The organism is Brevundimonas sp. Root1279, assembly GCF_001425945.1.
Classification (GTDB): Bacteria; Pseudomonadota; Alphaproteobacteria; order Caulobacterales; family Caulobacteraceae; genus Brevundimonas.
This window is the reverse complement of sequence record NZ_LMEB01000001.1, coordinates 409,955-432,831: the sequence shown is the minus strand read 5'-3', so window position 1 is coordinate 432,831 and position 22,877 is coordinate 409,955. Positions and strand designations below refer to the sequence as shown.

Genomic DNA, 22,877 nt, shown 5'->3' with positions numbered 1-22,877 from the left:
TAAGTTTAACGCCTGAGAAAGGATTTGGACGCTTGCGCTTCGCACACGGCGAAGCCACTTCGCGCGCATGACCCTGACAGTCACCCTCGGCCTGATCGCGGCCACCCTCATCCTGACCGTTTTCGCCGGCTGGCGCGGGGCCCGACCGTCGCAGCCGCACCAGGGCGTTCGCATGGTTCCGTGGCGCTTCATCATGCTGTTGTCGGCGGCTTTTCTGGTGCTGTTGCTGGTGCACCTGGGCGCCCTGCTCGGCGTGCCGCAGCGGACGCCCTAGGAAAGCGCGGCAGGGAACCTCGAACAGAAAACCGCCTTTCCAGTCGACCCCATCGATCAGGAGAGAGCCGAGATGTCCGACAAAGTGCTGACCGCCCGTGAGGCCGAAGAAGAGTTCTGGGAGCACCTGCGGAAGTCCAACACCGGCATGCTCGGGCTCGACCAGCCCGGCTATCACAGCCAGCCGATGACCGCCTTCCGCGAGGAGGAGACCGGGACGATCTGGTTCTTCACCCGCGACGACACCGACCTGGCCAAGGACGCGGCCCTGCCCGATCAGTCCGCCATGTTCACCTACGGCTCGAAGGACCAGGAGGTCTGGGCCTGCATCCACGGGACCCTGACCCGGGTGCACGACCGCGAGCGGATCGACCGCTTCTGGAACCCGATCCTCGCCGCCTGGTATCCCGAGGGCAAGGACGACCCGCACCTGACCCTGCTGCGCTTCGACGCCGACGACGGCCGCATCTGGGTGTCAAAACAGGGCCCGGTCCGCTTCTTCTACGAGATCGCCAAGGCGAACCTGACCAAGACGCTCCCGGACGCGGGCGACGTCGTGGACGTGAAGCTCAATTGAGCCACCGCCGGCGGCGGCCAAGTGGCTAGTGGCTAGTGGCTGGTGGCTGGTGGCTAGTGGGTTTGACGCTGAGGCGTTCACCGTCAACGGGGAGCAGCGCCACGCGCGCCGCCTCCACGGCGGTGGCCAGCCACCAGCCACTAGCCACCCGGCCGCCGCTCAGCTTCCGGCGAAACACCACGCCAGCACCGCCTTCTGCGCGTGGATGCGGTTCTCGGCCTCGTCCCAGACTAGGGAGCGCGGGCCGTCGATGACCGCGTCGGTGACCTCCTCGCCGCGGTGGGCGGGCAGGCAGTGCAGGAAGACCGCGTCCGGGTTGGCCTGCTCCATCAGGGCCTCATCCACGCCGTAACCGTCGAACGCCTCCAGGCGCTCTTCGTAGTCCTGGTCACCCATCGACACCCAGGTGTCGGTGACCACCACGTCGGCGCCCTGGACGGCTTCCTGCGGGTCGCCGGTCAGCATGACGTGGTTGCCGCCCTTGGCGAGGTCGTGCAGGTCCGGGTGGTATTCCGCCGGACAGGCCACCTGCAGGCGGAAGCCGAACTTCGGCGCCGCGTGCATGAAGCTGTGGCAGACGTTGTTGCCGTCCCCGACCCAGGCCACCGTCTTGCCGGCGATCGGCCCGAGATGCTCCTCGATGGTCAGCAGGTCGGCGAGGATCTGGCACGGGTGCGAGCGGTCGGTCAGGCCGTTGATCACCGGCACGGTCGAGACGCGGGCGAAGCGCTCGACGTCCTCGTGGTCGTTGGCGCGGATCATCACCGCATCGACCATGCGCGACAGAACGCGGGCGGTGTCCTCGACCGGCTCGCCGCGACCCAGCTGCATGTCGCCGGCGTTGGCGATGATCGAGGCCCCGCCGAGCTGGCGGATGGCGGCGTCGAACGAGAAGCGCGTGCGGGTGGAGTTCTTCTCGAACACCATGGCCAGGACGCGGTCCTTGGCCGGCGCGTCGGCGTCCGCGCGGCCCTGCGGCCAGCCCTTGCGGGCCTGCTTGCGGGCGTGGGCGTCGTCCAGGATGGCGCGCAGATCTTCGGCTTCGAGCCGATAGATGTCGAGGAAGTGGCGGACCATGCTCAGGCTCCCGTTCAGGCCGCAGCCATCTTCTGACGCGCCACCTCGCAGGTGCGCTCGAAACGCTCGACCGCCTCGCGGGCCTCGTCGAGGGTCAGGATCAGCGGCGGCAGGATGCGCACGCAGTTGTCGCCGCCGCCGGCGACCAGCAGCTGCTGCGTGTCGCGGGCCCAACCCATGAATTCGCGATTGTTGGGCACCAGCTTGACGCCGATCAGCAGGCCCTTGCCGCGGACGTCGACGATGACGTCCGGGAAGCGCTGCTGCAGGCCGTGCAGCTGCTGCTTCAGATAGCCGGCGACCTCGTTGACGTGGGCCAGGGTCTCAGGCGCCGACAGCTCCGAGAAGGCGGCCTGGCCGACAGCCATGGCCAGCGGGTTGCCGCCGAAGGTCGAGCCGTGGACGCCGACGGTCATGCCCTTGGCCGCGTTCGCAGTGGCCAGGCAGGCGCCGACCGGGAAGCCGCCGCCCAGGGCCTTGGCCACGGCCATGATGTCCGGGGTCATGCCGGCCCATTCGTGGGCCCACAGCTTGCCGGTCCGGCCCATGCCGCACTGGACCTCGTCGAAGATGATCAGCACGCCGGTCTCGTCGGCCATCTGGCGCATCCAGCGCAGCTCTTCGTCCGGCGTGGCGCGGCAGCCGCCCTCGCCCTGCACGGGCTCCAGGATGATCGCGGCCGTGGTCGGGTTGCGGAAGGCGGCCTCGAGCGCGGCCTTGTCGCCCCAGATCAGCTGGTGGAAGCCCTCCATCTTGGGCCCGAAGCCCTCGGTGTAGGACGGGTTGGCCGCGGCGTTGATCGCGCCATAGGTCCGGCCGTGGAACGAGCCGTCGAAGCCGTAGATGTCGATCCGCTCGGGCTGGCCGTTGGCGACGTGGTGCTTGCGCGCCGTCTTCAGCGCGCACTCGACGGCTTCCGTGCCCGAGTTGGTGAAGAAGACCACGTCGGCGAACGACTTCTCGCACAGCATGTCGGCGAGGGCTTCCTGGCCGGGGATGCGGAAGATGTTGGAGACGTGCCAGAGCTTCTCGGCCTGGTCCTTGACCGCCTGCACCAGCTTCGGATGGGCGTGGCCCAGGCCGTTGGTCGAGATGCCGGCGACGCAGTCCAGGTATTCCGTCCCGTCCGTCGCCCACAGACGCGCGCCCAGACCACGGTCCACTTCCAGCGGCGCGCGGTTGTAGACACCCATCAGATGTTCTTGGGACACGGGACTGGCCTCCAGAAGAGAGACGGCCCCGCCCCACCCAGGCTTGAGACTGGGCGCGACGGAGCCGGAAAAAGGGTCAGGCCTTGTCGGACGACGCCCCGGGTTAGTCAACACCGCGGCCGAGACGGCCTTCCGCGGTCACCTTCGCCACAAGGGCGCGGATTTGATCGATCTGATTGGCGCCTGCGTCGAGAAACCGGATCGGCAAGGCGAAGGCCGAGATTGGCGTCCCCTGAAACAGGAAGCGGTCCTGCTCTTCCCGCACCAGAATAATCGCCTCCCAGCGCACGCTCGTCAGGAAGAAGCCGTCCCCGAAACTGATGCCGTCGTCGTCGAGCCGCCAAGTGTTGGCGAGCGCCCAGGTCGGCGACTTGCGCCACTCCGCCTGAGCAGCCCGCCGAACCACAGCGAGCGCCAGGCGCCGAAGGACGAACGCGGCCACCACAGTACAGAGCAGGACGAAGTGCAGCCTACGATCGTCGCTCAGAAGCAATGTGGCGACGATCAGGACCCACGGAACTGCGTAGGTAATCCAGCCTGGAATGCCGATGGTCCAGCGCAGCGCACCAAGCGCCCGGGGAGGCCGCTCGGCCTCCGGGACCGGCCTGGGAACCTTGATCTCAATCAAAGGAGCAGACCCAGTGAAGCGAGACTTTGTAACACGATGACGCCCCCCTCAGAGCGAAGCCCCGGCTAGCGGCTCCAGCCGTAGCACAGCCACAGCACGACGGCCCTCAGCTCTTCAGCCGCCAGCCCGACTTGAACACCCGCCAGCAGGCGTAGGCCATGATCAGGGTCAGCAGGCCGCTCATGATCACGCCGACGAGCAGGTTGCTCTCCGCATGGCCGATGAAGCCGTAGCGGAAGCCGTCGATCATGTAGAAGATCGGGTTGAAGTGGCTGATCGTCGCGAACGGCTCGGGCAGGTTGTCGACCAGGTAGAAGGTGCCGCTCAGGAAGGTCATCGGCATGATCAGGAAATTCTGGACCGCCGCCAGCTGATCGAATTTCTCGGCCCAGAGGCCGGCGAAGACGCCGATCATGCCCATCATCAGCGAGGCGGTCAGGCTGAACCACAGGATGGCCGCGACATTGGCGACGCCCAGCCGCGCGAACGGCAGGACGCAGATCGCCGTCACCAGCCCGACGACGATGCCCCGCGTGGCCGCCCCCAGCGAGAAGCCGATGGTCAGCTCCAGCGGGCTCAGCGGCGGCGTCAGGAAGTCCGTCGACGTGCCCATGATCTTGGCCTGGATCAGGCTGGACGAGGCGTTGGCGAAGGCGTTGTTGAGGATGGCCATCATGATCAGGCCCGGCGCCACGAACTCGGCGAAGGGCGTGTTGTGGATCGGCGGCCGGGCGTCCTTCAGGGCGACGACGAAGACCAGCATGTAGAGCAGGGTGGTGACCACCGGCGCCGCCACCGTCTGGGCCCCGACCTTCCAGAACCGCCGCACTTCCTTGAGATACAGGGTCTTCACCCCTTCCCAGTTCACCCCGTTGTAGCGGCGCGGCTGCGGCAGGCCCGAGGGCCGGGTCGAGATCAGGTCGGTCATGGGGGGCCAGATGCGGCGGCAGGGGCCGGAGCGCAAGGGGTCAGGCTCCGGCGGCAGCTGAGTGGCTAGTGCCTAGTGGCTAATGGTTGGCGGCGGTTGTCTGCGGGGGGCAGCACGGCGCCCGCCGCTTCCCCGGCGGTGGCCAGCCACTAATCACGAGCCACTCGCTACTCAGCCGCCGCCACTGCCCGCCCCCGTTCACACCACCTTAACCATACAAGATGTGGTTCCTGTGGACGGACCAATTCGCACATATTGCGTGTTTTAAGAGGTGGTTTACGATTGGTGGTAGGTCGAGGGCTCCGGAGGGACCCCGCGACCCAAGATGTTGAATCCGGGACCGGAGGGACACCATGACCGCAGGTTGGACAGAAGATCGCGTCGGCGCGCTCAAGAAGCTGTGGCTGGAAGGCCAGTCGGCCAGCCAGATCGCCAAGCAGCTCGGCGGCGGCGTGACCCGCAACGCCGTCATCGGCAAGGTGCACCGCCTGGGCCTGTCGGGCCGCGCCGCGCCGTCGCAGCCGGCTCGCGCCACCTTCCGCCCGTCGCGCCCGCGTCCGGCGGCCCCGCCGCCCCAGGCGCCGTCGGCTCCGCGCCGCATCGAGGCCGTGCAGCCGCGTCCGGCCGCCGCTTCGTCGGTTCCGGCTCCGATGCCCGACCTGCCGGGCACCGCCACGGTCATGACCCTGGGCGCCCACATGTGCAAATGGCCGATCGGCGATCCGTCCTCGAACGAGTTCAGCTTCTGCGGCCGCCGCTCTTCGGAAGGCGTCTACTGCATGGAGCACGCCCGCGTCGCCTACCAGCCGCAGGTCCGCAAGGGCGGCAAGGACGGCGCCGCCGAACTGGCCCGCTCGCTGCGCCGCTACATTTAAGGGCGCTATCGCTCGCGACGCGGTCGCTCACTGCTTGAGCGCCGCGCGAAGCGCCCAGCCCGCGTCGGGTCGAGAAGGCGGAGCCTTCTGACCGCGGGCGAACAAAAAATGGTCTTTCGACCGACACGAATGGCTCCTAGAGGGGCCGCCGTCCGCCTCTGGGCCGCCCCGCACGCGGCCTGAGAGTCCGGGGCGGGGCTGCGGTTCATCCGGGTTGACGCAGCCCCGTCGCCTGCCCTGCCCTGAAAGGCCCGCCGCCCGGCGGGCTTTTTCTTTTGGGACCCGCCCTCAGTTCAGCACCCGCCGCTCGCCCGGGACATCCAGGCTGAAGCCGGGGATGGCCACTTCGAACATGCGTCCGCTCGGATCGGTCATGGTGTAGTGGCCGACCATGGAGCCGGTCGGCGTGCCCAGCGGACAGCCCGAGGCGTAGGCGTAGCTCTCGCCCGGCTTGATCACCGGCTGCTCGCCGACGACGCCGGTCCCCCTAACCTCCTCGACCCGGCCGCGCCCGTCGGTGATCAGCCAGCAGCGCGCCATCAGTTGCACCGTCTCGGCCGACAGGTTCACGATCTCGATCTGATAGGCCCAGACCCAACGCCCGCCGTCCGGGTCGGACTGCCCCGCCAGATAGGACGGCCGGACGCGAACCAGGACGCCGTCGGTCTCGGCTTCGTAGGCGGGAGTGTCATGCATAGCGCCATGGTCGCCTTCGCGCCTCTCAGGTCAAGCGGAGACACGACAGAGGGGAGACGCGCCGCGGAATCGTGTAAGCGAAACCCATGCAGACCTTTGAGACCCCCGTCCCCGGCATCCTGCCGTCCCAGTCCATCGAGGCCCTGATCGCCGGCGGCGCGATCGTCTCGGAAACCCCCTTCGACGCCGACCAGGTGCAGCCCGCGAGCCTGGACCTGCGCCTGTCCGACCGCGGCTGGCGCGTGCGCGCCTCCTTCCTGCCCGGCCGCCGCAAGGTCGAGGACCGCATCGCCGACGTGAAGATGCACGCCATCGACCTGTCGCCCGGCTATGTGATGGAGAAGGGCTGCGTCTACATCGTCCAGCTGCAGGAGCGGCTGAGCCTGCCCAAGGGGCTGATCGCCCGGGCCAATCCCAAGAGCTCGACCGGCCGGGTCGACGTCTTCGTCCGCCTGCTGACCGACGCCGGCGCCAGCTTCGACGACGTCGAGGAGGGCTATGAAGGCCCGCTGTACCTCGAGATCGCGCCCCAGACCTTCTCCATTCTGGTCCGTCCGGGCACCCGCCTGAACCAGCTGCGCCTCAAGGCCGGCCAGCCGCCGAAGCTGGAGACCCGCAGCGTCGGCGTCGACCTGGAGGGGCCGGATGGCGCCATCGTCGGCTTCCGCGGCCGCCGCCACGCCGGCGTCGTCGACCTGGACCGCATCGACGGCCACGATCCGCGCGACTTCTGGGAGCCGCTGGCGGTGCGCCGCGGCGAACTGCTGCTGGATCCGGGCGAGTTCTACATCCTGGCCTCACGCGAGGCTGTCGAGATCCCGGTCATGCAGGCCGCCGAAATGACCCCGATCGACCCCTCGGTCGGCGAGTTCCGTGTCCACTACGCCGGCTTCTTCGATCCGGGCTTCGGCACCGACGAGGCCCACGGCGCGGGCTCCAAGGGCGTGCTGGAGGTGCGCACCCACGACACCCCCTTCCTGCTCGAGCACGGCCAGATCGTCGCCCGCCTGGTCTATGAACCCCTGACCGAGCGTCCGTCGCGCCTCTACGGCGAAGGCGGCAGCCACTACCAGCGCCAGGGCCTCAAGCTCTCGAAACACTTCCGCCCCTGGGGGTGACGGGAACTCAGCCATAAGGCTGACGTTCAGCGGTCATGAAAAAGTCAGTTGGCGTTCTGGCCCTGTTCGTGCAGGGTTTCGGGGACGTTAGCGGACTTAAGGGGACCGTTGATGCGACCGGTGGCGTTGAGTTTGTGGGTTCTGGCGACGGCGGCCGTAGCGGCGCCGAGCTTCGCTATGGGCGTCCCGGCTCGCCAGGTCGCGATCGCCGACACCTGGCGCGTCCAGGCCGAACGGCCCTCGACCGCGTCCGATCTTGTGGACCGCGAAAACCGCAGCGCCCGCTTCGCCGCCGCTGGCGAGCAGCCGCGTGACGAGGCCGACCGCTGGATCGGCTATGCCCCGAATCGGGACAGGTCCCAGCCTTGGGCGGCCTCGTCCAATCGGGATGTCTGGATTCCCGGCGACAGCTACAGCGATCGCGTCCGCCTGCGCACCGAAGGCGCCGTCCGCCGCGCCGACGGCGCCCCGGTGCCCGTGGGTCCGCTGGACGCCGCCGCCTATGAGGCAGAGCACTACGACGTAACCTACAGCCGCGGCTGGACCGAGACGCTCGGGCAGACCGAGAACGGCCTGGACGTCACCCTGTCGCCCCATGTCGGCGTCGGCGTCGGCAGCCGCGGCGACGTCACCGAGGCAGGGGCCACCCTGCGCATCGGTCGCGACCTCGACCGTCTGGTGCCCGATGGCGAGGACGCCTTCGGCGAGCGCCCGCGCTGGTACGTCTACGCCGCCGGATCCGGCCGGGCCGTGGGCTACAACTGGGCCCGCAACCGCGACGGCGACTACGACCGCTCGGGCGTGACCCACGAAGAGTCCGGCTCCTTCCTCGGCGACGCCTCGCTCGGCGTGGCGGTGCGCCGGGGCGTCGTGCACGGCTCGGTCGGCCTGGTCTATCGCGAGATCGAAGCCAACGGCATGCGCGCCATGGACGGCGTCGACACCGACGTCTCCGAGGGCCTGATCGCCGTGCAGATCAGCATCAAGCCGGAGTAGGTCGCGGCGGCCGGCGCGACCAAGGCGACTATGCAAGTCCGCCAACCCGTTGAGTTTCCACGCGCCGACCGCCCGTTGAGCGTCATTTTCGCGCGTCCCGCTCCGCCCCGCTCATAATGCCCCCGCGCCGCCCGGCCGGACACGGCGCGCTGGTCTTTGACACGACGTCGCTCGCCGGCTCCGGGCGATTTCAGACGATTCAGACGATTCAGACTCTGTTTTTCGCACGCCGCCTGACCGGCCGTTTCAGACCATTCAGACGATTCAGACTCTGTTTTTCGACGCTCGGCCCAAACGGGCCGCCCAGCCGCGGCTACTCCGTCCGCGCCACGCCCTCGCGCCGGTCGTCCGCGCCGCCGTCCCAGCGCCAGCGCCCGTCCGGGCCCTGCCGCCACAGGCCGCCATGCAGCCCGGAGTTCTCGGCGTCGTTGGGCCGCAGCGCGACCCCGCGTCCGTCCAGGGCGTCGCGCAGCGCCGGGTCGAACCGCTCGGTGTCACCGCGGAAGGCGTCCCCGCGGGCCACCAGGTTCGGCAGGTCGATGGCCTTCTGCATCGGCAGGCCCCAGTCCAGCAGACCGATCAGCGCCTTGGCGTCATAGGCCAGGATCGCCGGGCCGCCCGGCGAGCCGACGGCGCCCAGCAGCCGGCCGTCCTGGTCCAGGATCAGCACCGGCGACATCGACGAACGCGGACGCTTGCCGGGCGCCACCGCATTGGCCGCCTCACCGCCGTCCGGCCGGGTCGGGCTGAAGGAGAAGTCGGTCAGCTGGTTGTTGAGGAAGAAGCCCGCCGCCATCCGGCCCGAGCCGAACACGCTCTCGACCGTGGTGGTCATGCTGACCGCGTCGCCCTCGGCGTCGACGATGACGAAGTGGGAGGTCCCGGCCGGCTCGTTCGTATAGTCGAGCGCCGCGAACACCCCGCCCGGCGGCGTGCCCGCCTGGGCCGCGCCGGTCAGGCCGGGGGCCAGGGCGGCGCGGCTGGCGACATAGTTCGGGTCCAGCAGGCCCTGCACAGGCACGCGGGTGAAGGCCGGATCGCCGACGAAGCGGTCGCGGTCGGCGTACATCAGCCGCTGCAGCTGGCCGAAGGCGGTCCAGGCCGCGGCGCTGTCGGGGCCTTCGCTGATCGCCGGGGTCTGCTCGGCCATGGCCAGCAGCTGCAGCAGGGCGACGCCGCTGGCCGGGGGCGGCGGCACGCAGATCATGTAGACCTTGTACGGCCGGCACAGCGCCCCGCGCTCGCGCGCCTCATAGGCCGCCAGATCCTCCAGCGTCAGCCCGCCCGGGCGCGGGCTCGCCCCGACCGCCGCAACGATCTCGCGGGCGATGCGGCCGCGGTAGAAGACCTCCGGCCCGCCCGCCGCCAGCTCGGCCAGGGTGCGCGAATAGTCGGCGTTGATCAGGGTGTCGCCGGCGGCATAGCGGGTCCCGTCCGGCTTGGTGAAATAGGCCGTGGCCGCCGGCGTGCGCGCCTGTCCGCCCTGCCCGGCGATGAAGCCGGCCAGGCGCGGGCTGACCACGAAGCCCTCGCGCGCCAGCCGCTCGCCGTCGATGAACAGGTCGCCCCAGGGCAGCTTGCCGTAGCGCTTCTGCACATAGCCGAGCATGGCCACGACGCCCGGCGCTCCGGTCGAGCGGCCGCTGAGCACCGCCTCCCCGAAGGGCAGCGGGCGGCCGTTCTCGTAGAACAGCTCAGGCGTCGCCGCGGCCGGGGCGGTTTCGCGCCCGTCGAAGCTGGTCACGACCCCGGTCTCGGCGTCGTACAGCATCATGAAGGCCCCGCCGCCCAGTCCCGAAGACTGCGGCTCGACCAGGCCGAGCACCGCCTGCACCGCCACCGCGGCGTCGACCGCCGAGCCGCCCTCGCGCAGCACCCGCATGCCGGCCTCGACCGCATAGGGGTTGGCGGCGGCCACGAACGGCCCCTTGGCCGGCGGCCTCGCGGCGACCGCGGGCGCCTCGGCGGCGGGGGCGCGGGTCTGCGCAGCCCCGCTCCCGGTCCCCCCGCTGGCGCACCCCGACAGGACCAGACCCACGACGACGACGGCGGCCGTCAGCGGGCGGGCGAAAGCGGACAGGGGGAAACGCGAGACGGTGCGCAGGCTGGAGATCATCGGCAATCCGGGCGGCGGCGGCGGGGAGAGGGCCCAACTTGGCGCGCCCCGCGCCCTCGTGAAACCCCTGCCCGTGAAATCATCTCAGAAAGGCGATTTTCCACCCTTGCCCCCCTGCGCCCCGTCCGCTAGATAGCCGCCTCGCCGTTCGCGGCCGTGCGCACCCGTAGCTCAGCTGGATAGAGCACCAGACTACGAATCTGGGGGTCAGGAGTTCGAATCTCTTCGGGTGCGCCACTTTCTCTCCCGTCATCACAACGCGCTGGGCTCCGTCAGAGAATGTCGGAGATCCGAACTCCGCGATGACATGAAGAATGCGCTGCTGGGGCCAGCCGGCTCTGGTGGATGCTGAGGGCTCGGGCGAGGCTTCCGAGATATAACCCCGCCCTTCTCGCGCCGTTGGCGCAGCCCACAGCGCCGGACGCTGGACGGTTATGCGTTGATCTGGGTGATCGGGTCGCGGTGGCTGCGCAGGTCGCGGGCCGCCTGCGCCCCCTTGCTGCTGCTGGCCTTGGTCGCGGCCGCGGCGCTTGGAACGGAGCGAAAGCTGGCCCCCCCTGTGCGGTCGACGGATCGCCGCCGCCCTGCCGACCAGGGCGCTGCGAGACGTCAGGCGACCGCCTTGGCGGCGCGAGCCTCGGCGCTGGCCACCTCGCGTTCGGCCTGGGTGAAACCGTACTCGGGCACGATCGCCCCGGCCGGATCCGATACCGAGTCCCAGGCGGCCTGCAGCTGCTGGCCGGCGTCGGCGGCGCCGCCGATGTATTCGCCCGCCGTCAGGGTGACGTAGGCGCGGGCGAAATGGCCGGCGCCGGCGCAGACGATGGCGCGGGTCGGCGCGTCCTCGGACACTAGGGGCAGCAGGGCCGGGCTGACCAGGGCCGGGTCGAGCTGCTGCAGGCTGGCCTCGGACAGCACGCCCGCAGTCATCTGGGTGGCGGCGGTCGGGGCCAGGCAGTTGACGCGAACGCCGTATTTCTCGCCCTCGATGGCCAGGGTCTGCATCAGTCCGACGAGCGCCATCTTGGCGGCGCCGTAGTTGGCCTGGCCGAAATTGCCGTAGAGGCCCGACGAGGACGTGGTCATGACGATGCGGCCGTAGCGCTGCTCGCGCATCACTTCCCAGACCGCCTTGGAGCAGACGGCCGCGCCCATCAGGTGGACGTCGACCACCAGGCGGAAGTCGTCCAGGCTCATCTTGGCGAAGCTCTTGTCGCGAAGGATGCCGGCGTTGTTGACGAGGATGTCGATGCGGCCCCAGGCCGCCAGCACGCCCTCGACCATGGCCTGGACGGCGGCCTCGTCCGTCACCGAACCGGCGAAGGCGAGGGCCTGGCCGCCGGCCGCCGTGATCTCGCCGGCGACCGTCTCGGCCGCGGCGAGGGTCAGGTCGTTGACGGCGACCTTTGCGCCCTGGCGGGCCAGATAGAGGGCGTGCTGGCGGCCCAGTCCGCCGCCCGCACCAGTCACGATCGCAATACGCCCGTCGAGCGTCATGGGTGTCTCCAGTCTTGTAGGGATCAGGGGCCCGGTCGGGCCTAGTGGGCGGCGGGCTTGCAGATGCTCATGAAGCCCGCGGCCATGAAGGTGGCCATGCGGTCCTTCACGGCGCTGAAGTCGTCGGAATCGCACAGGCCGCCGGAGAGCCGGTTGATCCGGCCGGTGCGGGCCAGGGTCAGCATCAGGGCGCCGGTGACGAAGTGGTAGCCCCAGAAGATGTCCTCCTCGGCGCAGCCGGGCAGGGCCTTCTTGAGCAGGTCGATCAGGCGCAGCACGACCGGGTCGAAGTGCAGATCCATCAGCTCGGCGCCGTAGGTGGTGTTCGACACCTGGGCGCCCAGGGCGCCGTAGTTCTTCCAGTTCTCACCGCCCTGGCTGTAGAGGTCCAGGTCGGTGTCCAGGAAGGCGCGGAGGGCGCCCTCGATCGTCGGCTTGCCCTTGGTGGCGGCGTCATAGTCGTCCAGCGCCTTCATCCGCAGGGCGATCGTCACCTCGGCCCGACGGGCGATGACGGCGTCGAACAGCTTCTTCTTGTCGGTGAAGTAGTAGTTCAGCAGCGTGTGGTGCACGCCGACGCGCTGGGCCACGTCCTTCAGGGTGACGCCGTAAAGGCCGTGCACCGAGAACAGATACTCGGCCGCGTCGAGGATCTGCTCCATCTTGTCGGCGCGCTGCTCGACCTTGGTGCGGCGCCCGCGCGCCTTGGTCGGCTCGACCGCTTCGGTCGGAGCGCGCCCGGACGCCTCGGAGCTCTGTTCAGGAACCGCCATATTCAACTCTCAATCGCATCTTGTCGATTTTGCCTGTCGACGCCAGCGGCATCCGGTCCAGGCGAATGATCTCGTCGGGAATCCACCACGGCGCGACCCTTCCGCGCAATGGCGCCAGCACGTCTTCGTCGCTTGCGTCTCCCGTTTCACGTGTCTGGATCACCAGCACCGGCCGCTCGCCCCATTTGGCGTCGGAGCGGCCGATCACAGCGGCGAGCGAGACCGAAGGGTGCTCGTTGACGATGGCCTCGATCTCGGCGGGGTTGATCCACTCGCCGCCTGACTTGATGAGGTCCTTGGCGCGACCGGTGATCACCAGGTCGCCGTCCGGATCGATCCGGGCCAGATCACCGGTGGGGAACCAGCCGTCATCGTCGGTGGCGCTGTCCGCCTGCCCGAAATAGCGCTCGACCACGGAGGCGCCGCGCACGCGCAGGTGCCCCTCGCCGCCGCGTTGGTCCGCTAGGGGACGCCCCTCGGCGTCGGTCAGCAGCAGGTCCACGCCGAAGGCCGGGCGGCCTGACACCTGCGGCGAGCGGCCGGGATCGCCGGGCGCCGCGCAAACGCCCAGAGGCGACAGCTCGGTCATGCCCCAGCTCATCTGCACCGTGGCGCCGAGGCGGGCCTCGATCCGCTCCATCAGCGCCGGCGCCATGGGGGCGCCGCCGACCAGCACCCGCTTCAGCGAGGGCGTGTCGCCGCCGTGAGTCTCGAGATGCTCGACCAGCCCCAGCCAGACGGTGGCGATGCCGACGGCGACGGTGACCTTTTCGCTGTTGATCAGTCGCGCCAGCCGCGCGCCGTCCAGCTCGCGGCCCGGCAGGACAAGGCGCGCGCCGACCGCGGGACCGGCGAAGGGCAGGCCCCACGCATTGGCGTGGAACATCGGCACAGCGGTCAGGACGGTGTCGCCGCCGCCCAGCCCCATGACGTCCGCCTGCAGCTGACGCAGGGTGTGAAGCGAGCTGGAGCGATGCGTGTAGGTCACGCCCTTGGGCGCGCCGGTCGTGCCCGAGGTGAAACAGAGTCCGCAGGGGGTCGTCTCGTCGAAACCGCCCCAGACGCCGTCCGGACCGTCAGCGGCGATCCGCCCCTCGAGCGCGTCGACGTCCTCGTCCGATCCGGCGGCCCCGTCGATGACCAGCACCCGCTCCAGCGAACGCGTGCGGTCGGCGACCCGGCGGGCCAGGGGCGCCAGATCGGCGCTGGCGATGAGGATGCGCGCCTCCGACTGGCTGACCATGGCCGCCAGCTGGGTCTCGGTCAGTCGCGGGTTCAGCGTGTGGCACACCGCCCCCATGCCCATGATCGCGTACCAGGCCTCGACATGGGACTGGGTGTTCCAGGCCAGGGTGGCGACGCGATCGCCGCACCGCACGCCGAGGCCCTCCAGCACGCCGGAGACCTTCAGGGCGCGGCGGCGGATCTCGGCGTAGCCGGTCCGCACGACTCGCTCACCCTCATGGGCCGTCACCACCTCGACGTTCGGATGCCATTTGGCGGCGTGATCCAGGAACTTGTCGAGCGTGAGGGCGAAGGCCTGCATTTCGCCGTCGATCATGGGCAGGTCGCGGAGGCTGGCGGCACGGGCGCGGCGACGATGCCGACCGCCCAGTTCCAGGGCGTGCTCCCGGCGGCGCGGCGGCGGCACACTTCGGCCTCGCGCAGCTCGAACATGCCGGGCATGACCCGTTCGCGCACCACCGGGCCGTCCTCGAAGGCCATATAGGCCCGGGCCTGTCCGTAGGCGGGCCAGTCGGGCTGGTCCGGCGCCGTGGGAACCCCGGTCCGGGCGAAATTCGCCCAATAGGCCATCATCGCCGCCGAAAGCCCGCGCTCGGCCTGCGTCTCCGGCGGCATCGGCCAGCGCGGCGGGGCCCGGTCGAAGGCGCCGAAGACATAGGGGATTTCGGCGGCGTGGAAGGCGTGCAGATCGGCCTCGTCCGCGGCCGGATAGCCGTGGTCGAAGAAGTAGAGGAAGGCCGGCTGACCCAGGCGGGTCTGGCCGCGCGACATGCGCTCCGAGGTCCAGCCGTAAAGCGCGTCGCGCGGGGCGGCCAAGACGCTCTCGGCGAGGTCGCTCGACGGATAGAGGGCCAGGAAGGCGTCGGCCAGGTCGCCGTAGCGCTCGCGCACGGCCGCCTCATAGGTCTCGACATCGGCCGGAACCGGCGGGGCCAGGGCGCGCAACGAACGGATCTCGCCGTCGTTGAAGCCGATCAGCAGCGGCACCGGCGCCTGACGGCCCTGGTCGAAGACCGTGACCAGCTGCTCGGGCAGGATCTCGCCGTCGATCGTGCCCCACGGCAGATAGCCGGTCTGCAGCGAAGCCGTGGTCAGCTCCTGGGCGTCCATGGCGCGCAGTTCGGCCAGGCTCTGGCGGCCCAGCTTGCCCTGGAGCCACATCCCGACCGTCTCGGCCGGGAAGTCGCCATAGCGGCTGGAGCGCAGCTCGGGCGTCGACAGCAGATAGGCGCTCTGGGCGATGGCCCGGTCGAACAGGCCGTGCGCCTGGGGCGAGGCCATCAGATAGGCGACGCTGAGCGCGCCGGCGGACTCGCCGGCGATGGTGACGTTGTCTGGATCGCCGCCGAAGGCCTCGATGTTCGCCTGGATCCACTTCAGGGCGGCGATCTGGTCCATCAGGCCGTAGTTGCCGGAGATGTTCTGGCGGGATTCGGCGCTCAATTCCGGATGGGCGAGATAGCCCAGCACGCCGAGGCGGTAGTTGATCGACACCACCATGACGCCGTGCGTCGCCGCCATGCGGGCGCCGTCGTACATGGTCTCGCTGCTGGACCCGGAGGTCAGGGCGCCGCCGTGGATCCACACCAAAACCGGGGCGTCACGCACGCCTTGGGGAGCCCAGACGTTCAGCGACAGGCAGTCTTCGCTCATCACCGGCGCCTCGGCCGGGGCGTAGATGCTGGTTCCGCGCGCGGTCGGCTGGTGACAGGCGGGACCGAACTGGGTCGCGTCGCGCGTCTCGCGCCAGCGCGGCGCCGGGACCGGCGGCTTCCAGCGACGCCAGCCGACCGGCGGCGCGGCGTAGGGGATGCCGCGGAAGACGTCGACCCCGTTGACGGTCTCGCCGCGCACGGACCCGGCCGGCGCGTCGACGACCGGCTGAGCGAGGGCGGAGGCCGGCGCCAGGGCGCCGCCGGCGGCGGCCAGAACGGCCAGGGCGCTGATCGCGAGACGCATCATTGGGCGGCTTCCTTCGCCGCCTGGCGGCGGATCTTTGCGGCGAGACCCAGGAACATCGCGATCGCCAGCCCGTAGAAGGGCAGCAGCGTGTAGAAGGCCATCTGCAGCGAGTTGTCGGGATAGTCGGCCTTAAAGAAATCGCTGGCGGCGCCGACGAAGGTCGGGCCCAGGCCCAGGCCGATCAGGTTCATCACCAGCAGCAGCAGGGCGCCGGACAGGACGCGCTGGTTGGGACGGACCTCCTCCTGCACCAGGGTCACGGCCGGCGACAGATAGAAATAGTTCAGAGCCATGGGGACGGCCAGGAACAGCAGGGAGATCTGCCAGGTCGGAGCCCACACGAAGCCCGCGAAGAAGGGCGCCCCGATCAGCAGGCCGATGGCCGGCAGCCAGGCGTAGGCGGTCTTGGAGCGACGGGCGAGACGGTCGATCAGGCGGCCCGACAGGAACATTCCGATGCTCACGCACACCCCGACCAGCAGGGCGTACCAGACGGCGATTTCCTGCAGGGTCATGCCCTTTTCACGCATCAGGAACAGGGTGGCGAAGTTGAGCGTGGCGTAGGTGATGAACTGGGTCGCGCCGCAGGCCAGGGCCATGCCGCGCAGGACCGGGTTCCCGAAATACATGCGGCAGGTCGACCAGAAGCCGACCTTGGCGACGGGCGCCGCATCGGCCGCGGCGGGCGCCTCGACCTGATCCAGACCGCCCTTCTTCGGCTCGCGCACGAACAGCCAGACGACGGCGGCGGTGAAGACGCCGATGATCCCGACCCAGACGAAGGCGTCACGCCAGGAATAGGCGGCCGCGATCGAGGCGCCGAAGGCGACGCCCAAGGCCTGGCCGATGGGCGGTCCGAGGTTGAACAGGCTCAACGCCGTGCCGCGGGTGCCCGACGGGAAATAGTCCGAGATGATGGCGTAGGACGGCGGCACGCCTCCGGCCTCGCCGACGCCCACGGCCATGCGCGACATCGCCAGTTGGCCGTAGTTGTTGGACAAGCCGCAGGCCGCGGTCGCCGCGCTCCACAGAGCGCAGGAAGCGGCCAGCACCTTCACCCGGTTGGTCCGGTCGGCCAACCAGCCGACCGGGATCGCCAGAATGCAATAGAACAGGGCGAAGTAGAGCCCGCTGATCATCCCCAACTGCCCGTCGGTGACGCCGAGCTCGTCCTGAATCGGCTTGGCCAGGATGGACAGCAGTTGCCGGTCCAGGAAGTTCAGGACGTAGACGAAGCAGAGCACGGTCAGGACGAACCAGGCCCGGGCTCCCGGCCGCGCATGGATGGGCGCGGCCGGGTTTTGGGGATGAACAGACGCGGTCATGATCAGTACTCGTACCCGACGCGGATGCCGATCGTCCGAGGCCGCAGGCGGCCGTAACGACCGTCGATGAAGGCCTCGGGATGGATGTAGTTGATCGAGTGATCGTCGAAGGCGTTCTCGACGTAGGCCGCGACCGTGAACTCCCTGAAAGCGAAGGCCAGGTTGGCGTTCACGAAGGTGTAGCTGTCGGTGTGGTCATAGGTCGGCAGCGGCACGAGCGGACGTCCCGGGGTGTTCGGAAAGGCGTTCGGGAAGCTTCCGACATGGGACACCGCCACGGAGGCGTTGGCTGCGACGCCGGGCGCCGGATCCCACTCATAGTTGACGCGCAGCGAGCCCGAGAATTTGGGCCCCGCCAGCGGCGCCCCGAGCACCGCGCCGGAAATGGCCGCTTCCTGCGGGGTGAGCTCGTCCACTTCGGAGTGGTTCCAGCCGCCGGAAAGAGCCACCATCCAGCCGTCCGCCGGCAGGGCTGTGAGCGAAGCCTCGATCCCCTTGCTGGTCGCGCCGCCGATGTTAGTGGCGAACTGGACCGAGTCCGAGACGCGGTTGGCCTGGACCTGGATGTTGTTCCAGTCGATCCAGTACAGGGCCGCGTCGCCGAGCAGCCGGCCGTCAAACCACCGGCCTTTCACCCCGACCTCGTAGTTGGTCAGTTCGTCCGAAGTCGCGCCGTACGGAATGACGATGTCGGTCGGATCGATGGTGCTGACCCGCCCGGCCTGCGCGTTGACGATCGGCGGGCGGAAGCCCGTCGACACGGCGGCGTAGGTGGTGACCTTTGGCGTCGGTCGCCACGACACGCTCAGACGATATGAGGGCCCTTCCTCCTTGGCCTTCACGCCCTCCGCAGCGGCGTAGGGCCCCGTCACGTTGAGCGGACCCGGCGTCGGGAAGTTGAGAATGGTCGCCCAGTAGGCGCGCGTGAGATAGTCGGAGTTGTACCCGCCGGCCTCGGTGAAGCCTTGAGCGTCCGTCGTGCCGTAGCGCAGTCCGCCCGTCACCCACAGGTCCGGGTTGAAGCGGTAGGTCAGCTCGCCGAAGGCCGCGAGCTCATGCGAGATGAAATGGGAACCGAAGCGCTGATAATACTCGTCGGGCAGGCCGGTGAAGCCTTGGGCGGTCAGGAACGGCTGGTTTGAGCGGTAGTTGTAGTCCACGTCGCGGCGCTTCTTGAAATAGAAGCCCCCGACCGACCAGTCCCACTGACCGCCGGCGTCAGAGACCAGCCGGACTTCCTGGACGAACGTCGAGTCCCAGGCGTCCGCATCCAGGGCGAACGGGAAGGCCTGGGCATAGGTGCCGGCCAGATCGACGTAGAACAGACCGGTGTAGTCCGAATAGGTCGACGAGCTGGTCAGACGCGCGCCGTCGAACTGGTAGTCGAAGGTGGCGTTGTAGTTCGTCATGTCGCTCTGGAAGAGGTCCGGGCGATCCGTTTGCCGCACATATTCGCCGAGGTTCGGATTGGTTAGCGACGCGTCGTGAGGATTGGAAATCTCGCGCGAGAACATCAGTCGCGCGGTGAACCGGTCGGTCGGCTCCCACTGCAGGATGGCGCGACCACCGTACTGAACCAGGGTGTTGGCGTTCTCGATGCCGGTGCCGATGTTGTCGACCCAGCCCTCTTCGTTGCGTGAGAAGCCGACGATACGCAGCGCCAGTTGATCCTCGATCAGCGGCACGTTCAGCATGCCGCTGTAGCGCTGGATCAGGCCGCCCTCTTCCATCACCCCCAGGTCCACCAGGGCGGAGGCGTCGAACCCGGAGGCGTCAGGGTCGTGCGACAGGATACGCAGGGCGCCGGCCAGTGATCCGGAACCGAACAAGGTGCCCTGCGGCCCTCGCAGGAACTCGATCCGCTCGATGTCGTAGAGGCTGGGGTCGAGAATGGTCGAGTTGCCGTTCGACGAGATCGGCAGTTCGTCCAGATAGATGGCGACCGTGCTCTGCAGGTTGGCGCCGTAGCCGTTGGTGGCGATGCCGCGGGCCGTGAAGTTGTTGAAGTTGGCCGAGGCCCGGTTCAGCACAACGCCGGGCGTGGCGGTGGCCAGGCCGTCGTAGTTGACGATGCCGCGCTCGGTGAGGTCCTCCTGGGACAGGGCGGTGATGCTCACCGGCACGTCCTGGAGGCGCTCTTCGCGACGGGTGGCGGTGACGACGACGTCCTCGAGCGCGCTGGCGCGGCGCTCCTGGCTGTCTTCCGCGTCCTGGTTCGTCGTTTGGGTTTGGTCCTGCGCCTGAGCCTGAGCCGGCGCGATGACCCCCGCCAGCGCAAGCGCGCAAGCAGAGGCGAGCAGTATCGCCTTCATCTCAATTCCCTCCCTAGCGCGTCGATCATGTACGTCGACGCTTGAGGCGAAGAGGGACACGCACAGACAAGCTTGTCAACATTCGCTCTCGTGTGCGTGAATAACTGCGTTGCGGCGGATTGGCGCCGAACCCTTCAGCTCAAGAGCGACCATGATCGACCGCCCCCTGCAGAACCGGACCGCCTTCATCACCGGCGCCTCAAGCGGCCTGGGCGTGCGATTCGCCCATCTTCTGGCCGGAGCAGGAGCCAAGGTGGCGCTCGCGGCGCGAAGGACCGATCGGCTTGACGCCGAAGTCGCCTATATCCGCGCCGCCGGCGGCGAGGCGGTCGCCATCGCCCTGGACGTATCAGACGCCGAGGCGATCGGCCCGGCCATCGACCGCGCCGAGGCCGAGCTCGGCCCGCTCTCGATCCTGGTCAACAACGCCGGCGTCGGCGGCGACGGCGCCGCCCTCTCCCTGCCCGTTGACCGCTACGACCAGACCTTCGACGTCAATGTGCGCGGCGTCTATCTGGCGGCGCGCGAGGCGGCCAAGCGCATGATCGACAGCGGCGTGGCCGAGGCCGGCGACGCCCGGATCGTCAACATCGCCTCCATCGCCGGCCTCAACCAGTTGCCCGGCCTGACCGCCTATTGCGCCTCCAAGGCGGCGGTCATCTCCCTGACCCAGGGCCTGGCCCGCGAGTGGGCCAAGCGCCACATCGCCGTCAACGCCATCGCGCCCGGCTATATCGAGACCGAGATCAACAGCGACTGGTTCGCGACCGACGGCGGCCGCGCCCAGATCGCCGGCTTCCCCCGCCGCCGGCTGATGGACAACGACGCCCTGGACCAGGCCCTGCTGCTGCTGACCGGGCGGGCCGCGCGCTTCATGACCGGCTCGGTGATTGTCGTCGACGACGGCCAGTCGCTCTGAGGCGTCAAGCCTCCGCCGCCAGCCTGTCGGCCAGCGCCTTCCGCAGCCGCGCGACATAGTCGCCGGGGAAACGCCACACGCCGGTTTCAGGATCGAGCGTCAGCCCCCGCTCCGCCGGGCTGAGCCGATAGGCCAGGGTCATCAGGATGTCGCTGGACACCCAGGGGCTGGAGCGGAAATAGGCGTGCCCGTTGCCCGAGGCCGCGTTGGCGGCATGACTGACGTCGATGCGCGACAGCCGGTCCTCGCGTTCGGCGAAGTAGTTCAGCAGGTGCGGGGTCATCTCCTCCTTGCGGAACATGGCGCCGACCCGGAAGTGACCGGTCAGCATGCGCGACAGGTTCAGGGCGTTGTCGATGCTGGAGACATAGACGGTCATGTGATCGGCCACCTCCAGCACCCCGTCCGCCAGCATGGCGGCGAACAGTTCGCGGTCGACGTCGCTGCCGATCAGCATGACGTTGCCCAGCTTCTCTCCGTAGCGGCGTCCGCCCGGCGCGGCGTTGCGGTTGATCAGCGCCATGTGCTCGAGCACGCGCGTGACCAGCCGGGTGCCGGCGCTGTAGCCGACCAGGTGGATCCGCCGCACATCCGTGTCGGTCTCCAGGAAGCGGATCAGTTCACGCAGGTTCCGCGCCATGCCGGCGGCGGTGTCGGCGTCGCCGAAATAGGCGCGCGAGCGCGGCGTAGAGGGCCAGGCGTAGGCGATGAACACCCCCTCATAGCCGAGGAAATGCCAGAGCTCGGCCGCCACCAGGGCGGGGTTCTCGAACACCACCTTGAAGCCGTGGACATAGATGAAGACGTCCTTGAGCTTGGAGATCGCCAACTTGGCGTTGATCGCCGCCGCAAACATGCGGCCCGGCGCGGCCGGGTCGTCGCCCGGCTCGCGGCCGAACAGGGCGTTGCGGGTCGATTCGAGAATGCCGAACTCGGTCACGCCGGTGACCCGAAGGGGATAGGTCTTCGGTCGGTTCTTGAGCAGGGAGATGCGGCGCGCCTCCTCCCAGGTCATGGCCGTATCGCCGACTTCGATCCGGGCCGCGCCCAGGCGCAGCACCTGCCCCCGCGCGCTGGGATAGTAGGGCTCGGCGCAGTCCCCTGTCGCCGGAGCGCGGTCGGTGGCGTACAGCACCCCGCCGTAGGGCAGGTCGCGGATCGGATTGTGGTCCGGCAGCGGATTGATCGCCCCGTCGTCGAAGGCTTCGGGCGCCGGCATCAAGTCGAAGGAGCGGGACAGTTCAGCGGCGTTCGGGAACAACCGCCCGGGCAGTTCTCTCACCCGCGTCCAGGCCACGGCGGCGCGCGTTCTCAAGGAGATGCGGGCACGCTCGTCGGAAGCGGCGGAGGAAGCGGACACGGGCAGGCTCGCAGGACCGTTCGCACGGTGCGGCCAGTCTCCGCGGCCGCGGAAGAACGGCGGCCATCATGCCCGAAATCCGCCGCCACTGCGAGCGGACGGCGGTCAGTCCGCCTTGGCCGCCACCGTCTCAAGCTTGTCGAAGAACTGCTTCCACCCCGCATGGGCGCCGCCGAAGGCCTGCTTCTGGTCGGGACGGAAGCCGGCCTGCTCCATGCGCAGATGCGTGCCGTGATCCGTCTGTTCCAGGTTGAAGGTCACCACGCTCTTGAGCGCATAGGCCGGGTCGTCGTGGGCGAAATCCCAGGTGTAGGACAGGGTCCGCTCGGGCTCGACCACCAGCACCTCGCAGTCGAGCACTCCGCCCCACTCGCCGGTGAGATGGAAGCGGTGGCCGGGCGTGGGCTGGAAGTCGTTCTTCATCAGCCACTCCGCCATCAGGTGGGGCTGGGTCAGGGCGCGCCACAGCCGTTCCGGCGGGAAAGGAAAGTCGCGCTCTACGACGACGGTGCGGCTCTGGCCGTCGGCGGCCTGGGTCTGGAGATCGGCCATCAGGCGGACGTCTTCTTTGAACGAGCGGCGCTGCGCTCTTCGTTGTGGGCGGCGGCGGCGCGGATCATCGCCTGAAGGGCGTCGCCGTCGATCGTCTCACCCTCGCGGATATCGATGGCGCGTCTCGTGCCGCCGTCGAGGCTTGAGTTGAACAGTCCGGCCGGGTCCGGCAGGGCCGCGCCGTGTGCGAACGTCAGCTTGACCCAGGCCTTGTAGACCTCGCCCGTGGTCAGGATGCCGGCGTGCTCCCAGACCGGCACCCGGCCCCATTTGACCGTCTCGGCGATCTCCGGGCCGGCCGAGCGGATCAGGTCGCGGACGCGGGCCAGAACCGGGCCGCGCCAGTCGTCCAGGGCGGCGATCTTGGCGTCGATCTTAGCGGAGGCTGCAGCGCCGCTCAGCGGCGGGGCGGACTTGGACTCGGTCATGGGGTCGCC

21 protein-coding genes and 1 tRNA gene are annotated in these 22,877 nt (G+C 69.1%); 7 read left to right on the top strand and 15 right to left on the bottom strand.

What is annotated here, in order from left to right:
• Positions 1-67 precede the first annotated feature (67 nt).
• The gene (locus ASC65_RS02090) at positions 68-274 is read left to right on the top strand and encodes a hypothetical protein (protein WP_056448792.1); all 207 of its coding nucleotides are present in this window, start codon (positions 68-70) and stop codon (positions 272-274) included.
• Positions 275-346: 72 nt separating this feature from the next.
• A complete protein-coding gene (locus ASC65_RS02085) occupies positions 347-850 on the top strand; it encodes a pyridoxamine 5'-phosphate oxidase family protein (protein ID WP_056448789.1) in 504 nt (167 codons plus the stop codon).
• Between the two features lie 159 nt (positions 851-1,009).
• On the opposite strand, the gene argF is transcribed toward ASC65_RS02085, so the two are convergent.
• The 4 genes from argF to ASC65_RS02065 all read right to left on the bottom strand — a co-directional run bounded on the left by argF (position 1,010) and on the right by ASC65_RS02065 (position 4,694).
• Positions 1,010-1,933, bottom strand: coding sequence for an ornithine carbamoyltransferase (gene argF, locus ASC65_RS02080; protein WP_235561374.1), 924 nt, complete (start codon positions 1,931-1,933; stop codon positions 1,010-1,012).
• An 8-nt stretch (positions 1,934-1,941) separates the two neighbouring features.
• The gene (locus ASC65_RS02075) at positions 1,942-3,120 is read right to left on the bottom strand and encodes an aspartate aminotransferase family protein (RefSeq protein ID WP_056448783.1); all 1,179 of its coding nucleotides are present in this window, start codon (positions 3,118-3,120) and stop codon (positions 1,942-1,944) included.
• 121 nt (positions 3,121-3,241) lie between these two features.
• The gene (locus ASC65_RS02070; RefSeq protein ID WP_056448780.1) at positions 3,242-3,766 is read right to left on the bottom strand and encodes a YcxB family protein; all 525 of its coding nucleotides are present in this window, start codon (positions 3,764-3,766) and stop codon (positions 3,242-3,244) included.
• Between the two features lie 106 nt (positions 3,767-3,872).
• Positions 3,873-4,694, bottom strand: a complete 822-nt coding sequence (locus tag ASC65_RS02065) for an ABC transporter permease (RefSeq protein WP_056449216.1) — start codon at positions 4,692-4,694, stop codon at positions 3,873-3,875.
• 353 nt (positions 4,695-5,047) lie between these two features.
• On the opposite strand from ASC65_RS02065, the gene gcrA reads away from it, so the two are divergent.
• Positions 5,048-5,569, top strand: coding sequence for a cell cycle sigma 70 cofactor GcrA (gene gcrA / locus ASC65_RS02060; RefSeq protein ID WP_056448777.1), 522 nt, complete (start codon positions 5,048-5,050; stop codon positions 5,567-5,569).
• 288 nt (positions 5,570-5,857) lie between these two features.
• Here gcrA and apaG read toward each other — a convergent pair whose 3' ends face one another.
• Positions 5,858-6,265, bottom strand: coding sequence for a Co2+/Mg2+ efflux protein ApaG (apaG, locus tag ASC65_RS02055; RefSeq protein WP_056448775.1), 408 nt, complete (start codon positions 6,263-6,265; stop codon positions 5,858-5,860).
• An 86-nt stretch (positions 6,266-6,351) separates the two neighbouring features.
• Between apaG and ASC65_RS02050 the strand changes: the two genes are divergently transcribed.
• The gene (locus ASC65_RS02050) at positions 6,352-7,383 is read left to right on the top strand and encodes a 2'-deoxycytidine 5'-triphosphate deaminase (RefSeq protein ID WP_056448771.1); all 1,032 of its coding nucleotides are present in this window, start codon (positions 6,352-6,354) and stop codon (positions 7,381-7,383) included.
• Between the two features lie 177 nt (positions 7,384-7,560).
• Positions 7,561-8,379, top strand: a complete 819-nt coding sequence (locus ASC65_RS02045) for a lipid A-modifier LpxR family protein (RefSeq protein WP_082525833.1) — start codon at positions 7,561-7,563, stop codon at positions 8,377-8,379.
• 313 nt (positions 8,380-8,692) lie between these two features.
• Here the strand turns inward: ASC65_RS02045 and ASC65_RS02040 are convergent, their stop codons facing one another.
• Complete coding sequence (locus ASC65_RS02040) at positions 8,693-10,495, bottom strand: gamma-glutamyltransferase family protein (protein WP_056448764.1); 1,803 nt, start codon at positions 10,493-10,495, stop codon at positions 8,693-8,695.
• Positions 10,496-10,655: 160 nt separating this feature from the next.
• Here ASC65_RS02040 and ASC65_RS02035 point away from each other — a divergent pair.
• A tRNA-Arg gene (locus ASC65_RS02035) sits at positions 10,656-10,732 on the top strand.
• 372 nt (positions 10,733-11,104) lie between these two features.
• Here the strand turns inward: ASC65_RS02035 and ASC65_RS02030 are convergent.
• From ASC65_RS02030 to ASC65_RS02005, 6 genes are all read right to left on the bottom strand, one after another.
• Positions 11,105-11,992, bottom strand: coding sequence for an SDR family NAD(P)-dependent oxidoreductase (locus ASC65_RS02030; RefSeq protein WP_056448761.1), 888 nt, complete (start codon positions 11,990-11,992; stop codon positions 11,105-11,107).
• 41 nt (positions 11,993-12,033) lie between these two features.
• Positions 12,034-12,654 (bottom strand): TetR/AcrR family transcriptional regulator, encoded by a 621-nt coding sequence (locus ASC65_RS02025; RefSeq protein ID WP_056449214.1) that lies wholly within the window; start codon positions 12,652-12,654, stop codon positions 12,034-12,036.
• A gap of 97 nt (positions 12,655-12,751) precedes the next feature.
• Positions 12,752-14,326 carry an AMP-binding protein gene (locus ASC65_RS02020; RefSeq protein WP_056449211.1) on the bottom strand — a complete coding sequence of 525 codons (1,575 nt, stop codon included), beginning with the start codon at positions 14,324-14,326 and terminating at the stop codon, positions 12,752-12,754.
• Positions 14,323-15,972: a carboxylesterase/lipase family protein gene (locus tag ASC65_RS02015; RefSeq protein WP_056448758.1), complete on the bottom strand. Its 1,650-nt coding sequence runs from the start codon at positions 15,970-15,972 to the stop codon at positions 14,323-14,325. Before ASC65_RS02015 ends, ASC65_RS02020 begins: the two co-directional genes overlap by 4 nt.
• Positions 15,969-17,297: a spinster family MFS transporter gene (locus ASC65_RS02010; protein ID WP_056448755.1), complete on the bottom strand. Its 1,329-nt coding sequence runs from the start codon at positions 17,295-17,297 to the stop codon at positions 15,969-15,971. Before ASC65_RS02010 ends, ASC65_RS02015 begins: the two co-directional genes overlap by 4 nt.
• A gap of 2 nt (positions 17,298-17,299) precedes the next feature.
• The gene (locus tag ASC65_RS02005) at positions 17,300-19,609 is read right to left on the bottom strand and encodes a TonB-dependent receptor (RefSeq protein ID WP_056448753.1); all 2,310 of its coding nucleotides are present in this window, start codon (positions 19,607-19,609) and stop codon (positions 17,300-17,302) included.
• 151 nt (positions 19,610-19,760) lie between these two features.
• On the opposite strand from ASC65_RS02005, the gene ASC65_RS02000 reads away from it, so the two are divergent.
• On the top strand, positions 19,761-20,528 hold the full coding sequence (locus ASC65_RS02000; RefSeq protein WP_056448750.1) for an SDR family NAD(P)-dependent oxidoreductase: 768 nt from the start codon (positions 19,761-19,763) through the stop codon (positions 20,526-20,528).
• A 4-nt stretch (positions 20,529-20,532) separates the two neighbouring features.
• On the opposite strand, the gene ASC65_RS01995 is transcribed toward ASC65_RS02000, so the two are convergent.
• The 3 genes from ASC65_RS01995 to ASC65_RS01985 form a co-directional block, all read right to left on the bottom strand.
• Positions 20,533-21,888, bottom strand: coding sequence for an alpha/beta hydrolase (locus ASC65_RS01995; protein WP_156459515.1), 1,356 nt, complete (start codon positions 21,886-21,888; stop codon positions 20,533-20,535).
• Between the two features lie 105 nt (positions 21,889-21,993).
• Positions 21,994-22,440 carry an SRPBCC family protein gene (locus ASC65_RS01990; RefSeq protein ID WP_056448745.1) on the bottom strand — a complete coding sequence of 149 codons (447 nt, stop codon included), beginning with the start codon at positions 22,438-22,440 and terminating at the stop codon, positions 21,994-21,996.
• On the bottom strand, positions 22,440-22,868 hold the full coding sequence (locus ASC65_RS01985; protein WP_056448742.1) for a DUF1801 domain-containing protein: 429 nt from the start codon (positions 22,866-22,868) through the stop codon (positions 22,440-22,442). The genes ASC65_RS01990 and ASC65_RS01985 overlap by 1 nt, the downstream gene beginning before the upstream one ends.
• Between the last annotated feature and the right edge of the window lie 9 nt (positions 22,869-22,877).

Bases quoted from the DNA above. Each gene is read 5' to 3' on its own strand.
- ASC65_RS02005 (WP_056448753.1), bottom strand. From the start codon at position 19,609: ATGAAGGCGATACTGCTCGCCTCTGCTTGCGCGCTTGCGCTGGCGGGG.
- ASC65_RS01985 (WP_056448742.1), bottom strand. From the start codon at position 22,868: ATGACCGAGTCCAAGTCCGCCCCGCCGCTGAGCGGCGCTGCAGCCTCC.
- ASC65_RS02015 (WP_056448758.1), bottom strand. From the start codon at position 15,972: ATGATGCGTCTCGCGATCAGCGCCCTGGCCGTTCTGGCCGCCGCCGGC.
- ASC65_RS02025 (WP_056449214.1), bottom strand. From the start codon at position 12,654: ATGGAGCAGATCCTCGACGCGGCCGAGTATCTGTTCTCGGTGCACGGC.
- ASC65_RS02040 (WP_056448764.1), bottom strand. From the start codon at position 10,495: ATGATCTCCAGCCTGCGCACCGTCTCGCGTTTCCCCCTGTCCGCTTTC.
- ASC65_RS02050 (WP_056448771.1), top strand. From the start codon at position 6,352: ATGCAGACCTTTGAGACCCCCGTCCCCGGCATCCTGCCGTCCCAGTCC.
- ASC65_RS02065 (WP_056449216.1), bottom strand. From the start codon at position 4,694: ATGACCGACCTGATCTCGACCCGGCCCTCGGGCCTGCCGCAGCCGCGC.
- gcrA (WP_056448777.1), top strand. From the start codon at position 5,048: ATGACCGCAGGTTGGACAGAAGATCGCGTCGGCGCGCTCAAGAAGCTG.
- ASC65_RS01990 (WP_056448745.1), bottom strand. From the start codon at position 22,440: ATGGCCGATCTCCAGACCCAGGCCGCCGACGGCCAGAGCCGCACCGTC.
- ASC65_RS02045 (WP_082525833.1), top strand. From the start codon at position 7,561: ATGGGCGTCCCGGCTCGCCAGGTCGCGATCGCCGACACCTGGCGCGTC.
- ASC65_RS02010 (WP_056448755.1), bottom strand. From the start codon at position 17,297: ATGACCGCGTCTGTTCATCCCCAAAACCCGGCCGCGCCCATCCATGCG.
- ASC65_RS02020 (WP_056449211.1), bottom strand. From the start codon at position 14,326: ATGATCGACGGCGAAATGCAGGCCTTCGCCCTCACGCTCGACAAGTTC.
- ASC65_RS02075 (WP_056448783.1), bottom strand. From the start codon at position 3,120: ATGGGTGTCTACAACCGCGCGCCGCTGGAAGTGGACCGTGGTCTGGGC.
- ASC65_RS02000 (WP_056448750.1), top strand. From the start codon at position 19,761: ATGATCGACCGCCCCCTGCAGAACCGGACCGCCTTCATCACCGGCGCC.
- ASC65_RS02030 (WP_056448761.1), bottom strand. From the start codon at position 11,992: ATGACGCTCGACGGGCGTATTGCGATCGTGACTGGTGCGGGCGGCGGA.
- apaG (WP_056448775.1), bottom strand. From the start codon at position 6,265: ATGCATGACACTCCCGCCTACGAAGCCGAGACCGACGGCGTCCTGGTT.
- ASC65_RS02085 (WP_056448789.1), top strand. From the start codon at position 347: ATGTCCGACAAAGTGCTGACCGCCCGTGAGGCCGAAGAAGAGTTCTGG.
- ASC65_RS02090 (WP_056448792.1), top strand. From the start codon at position 68: ATGACCCTGACAGTCACCCTCGGCCTGATCGCGGCCACCCTCATCCTG.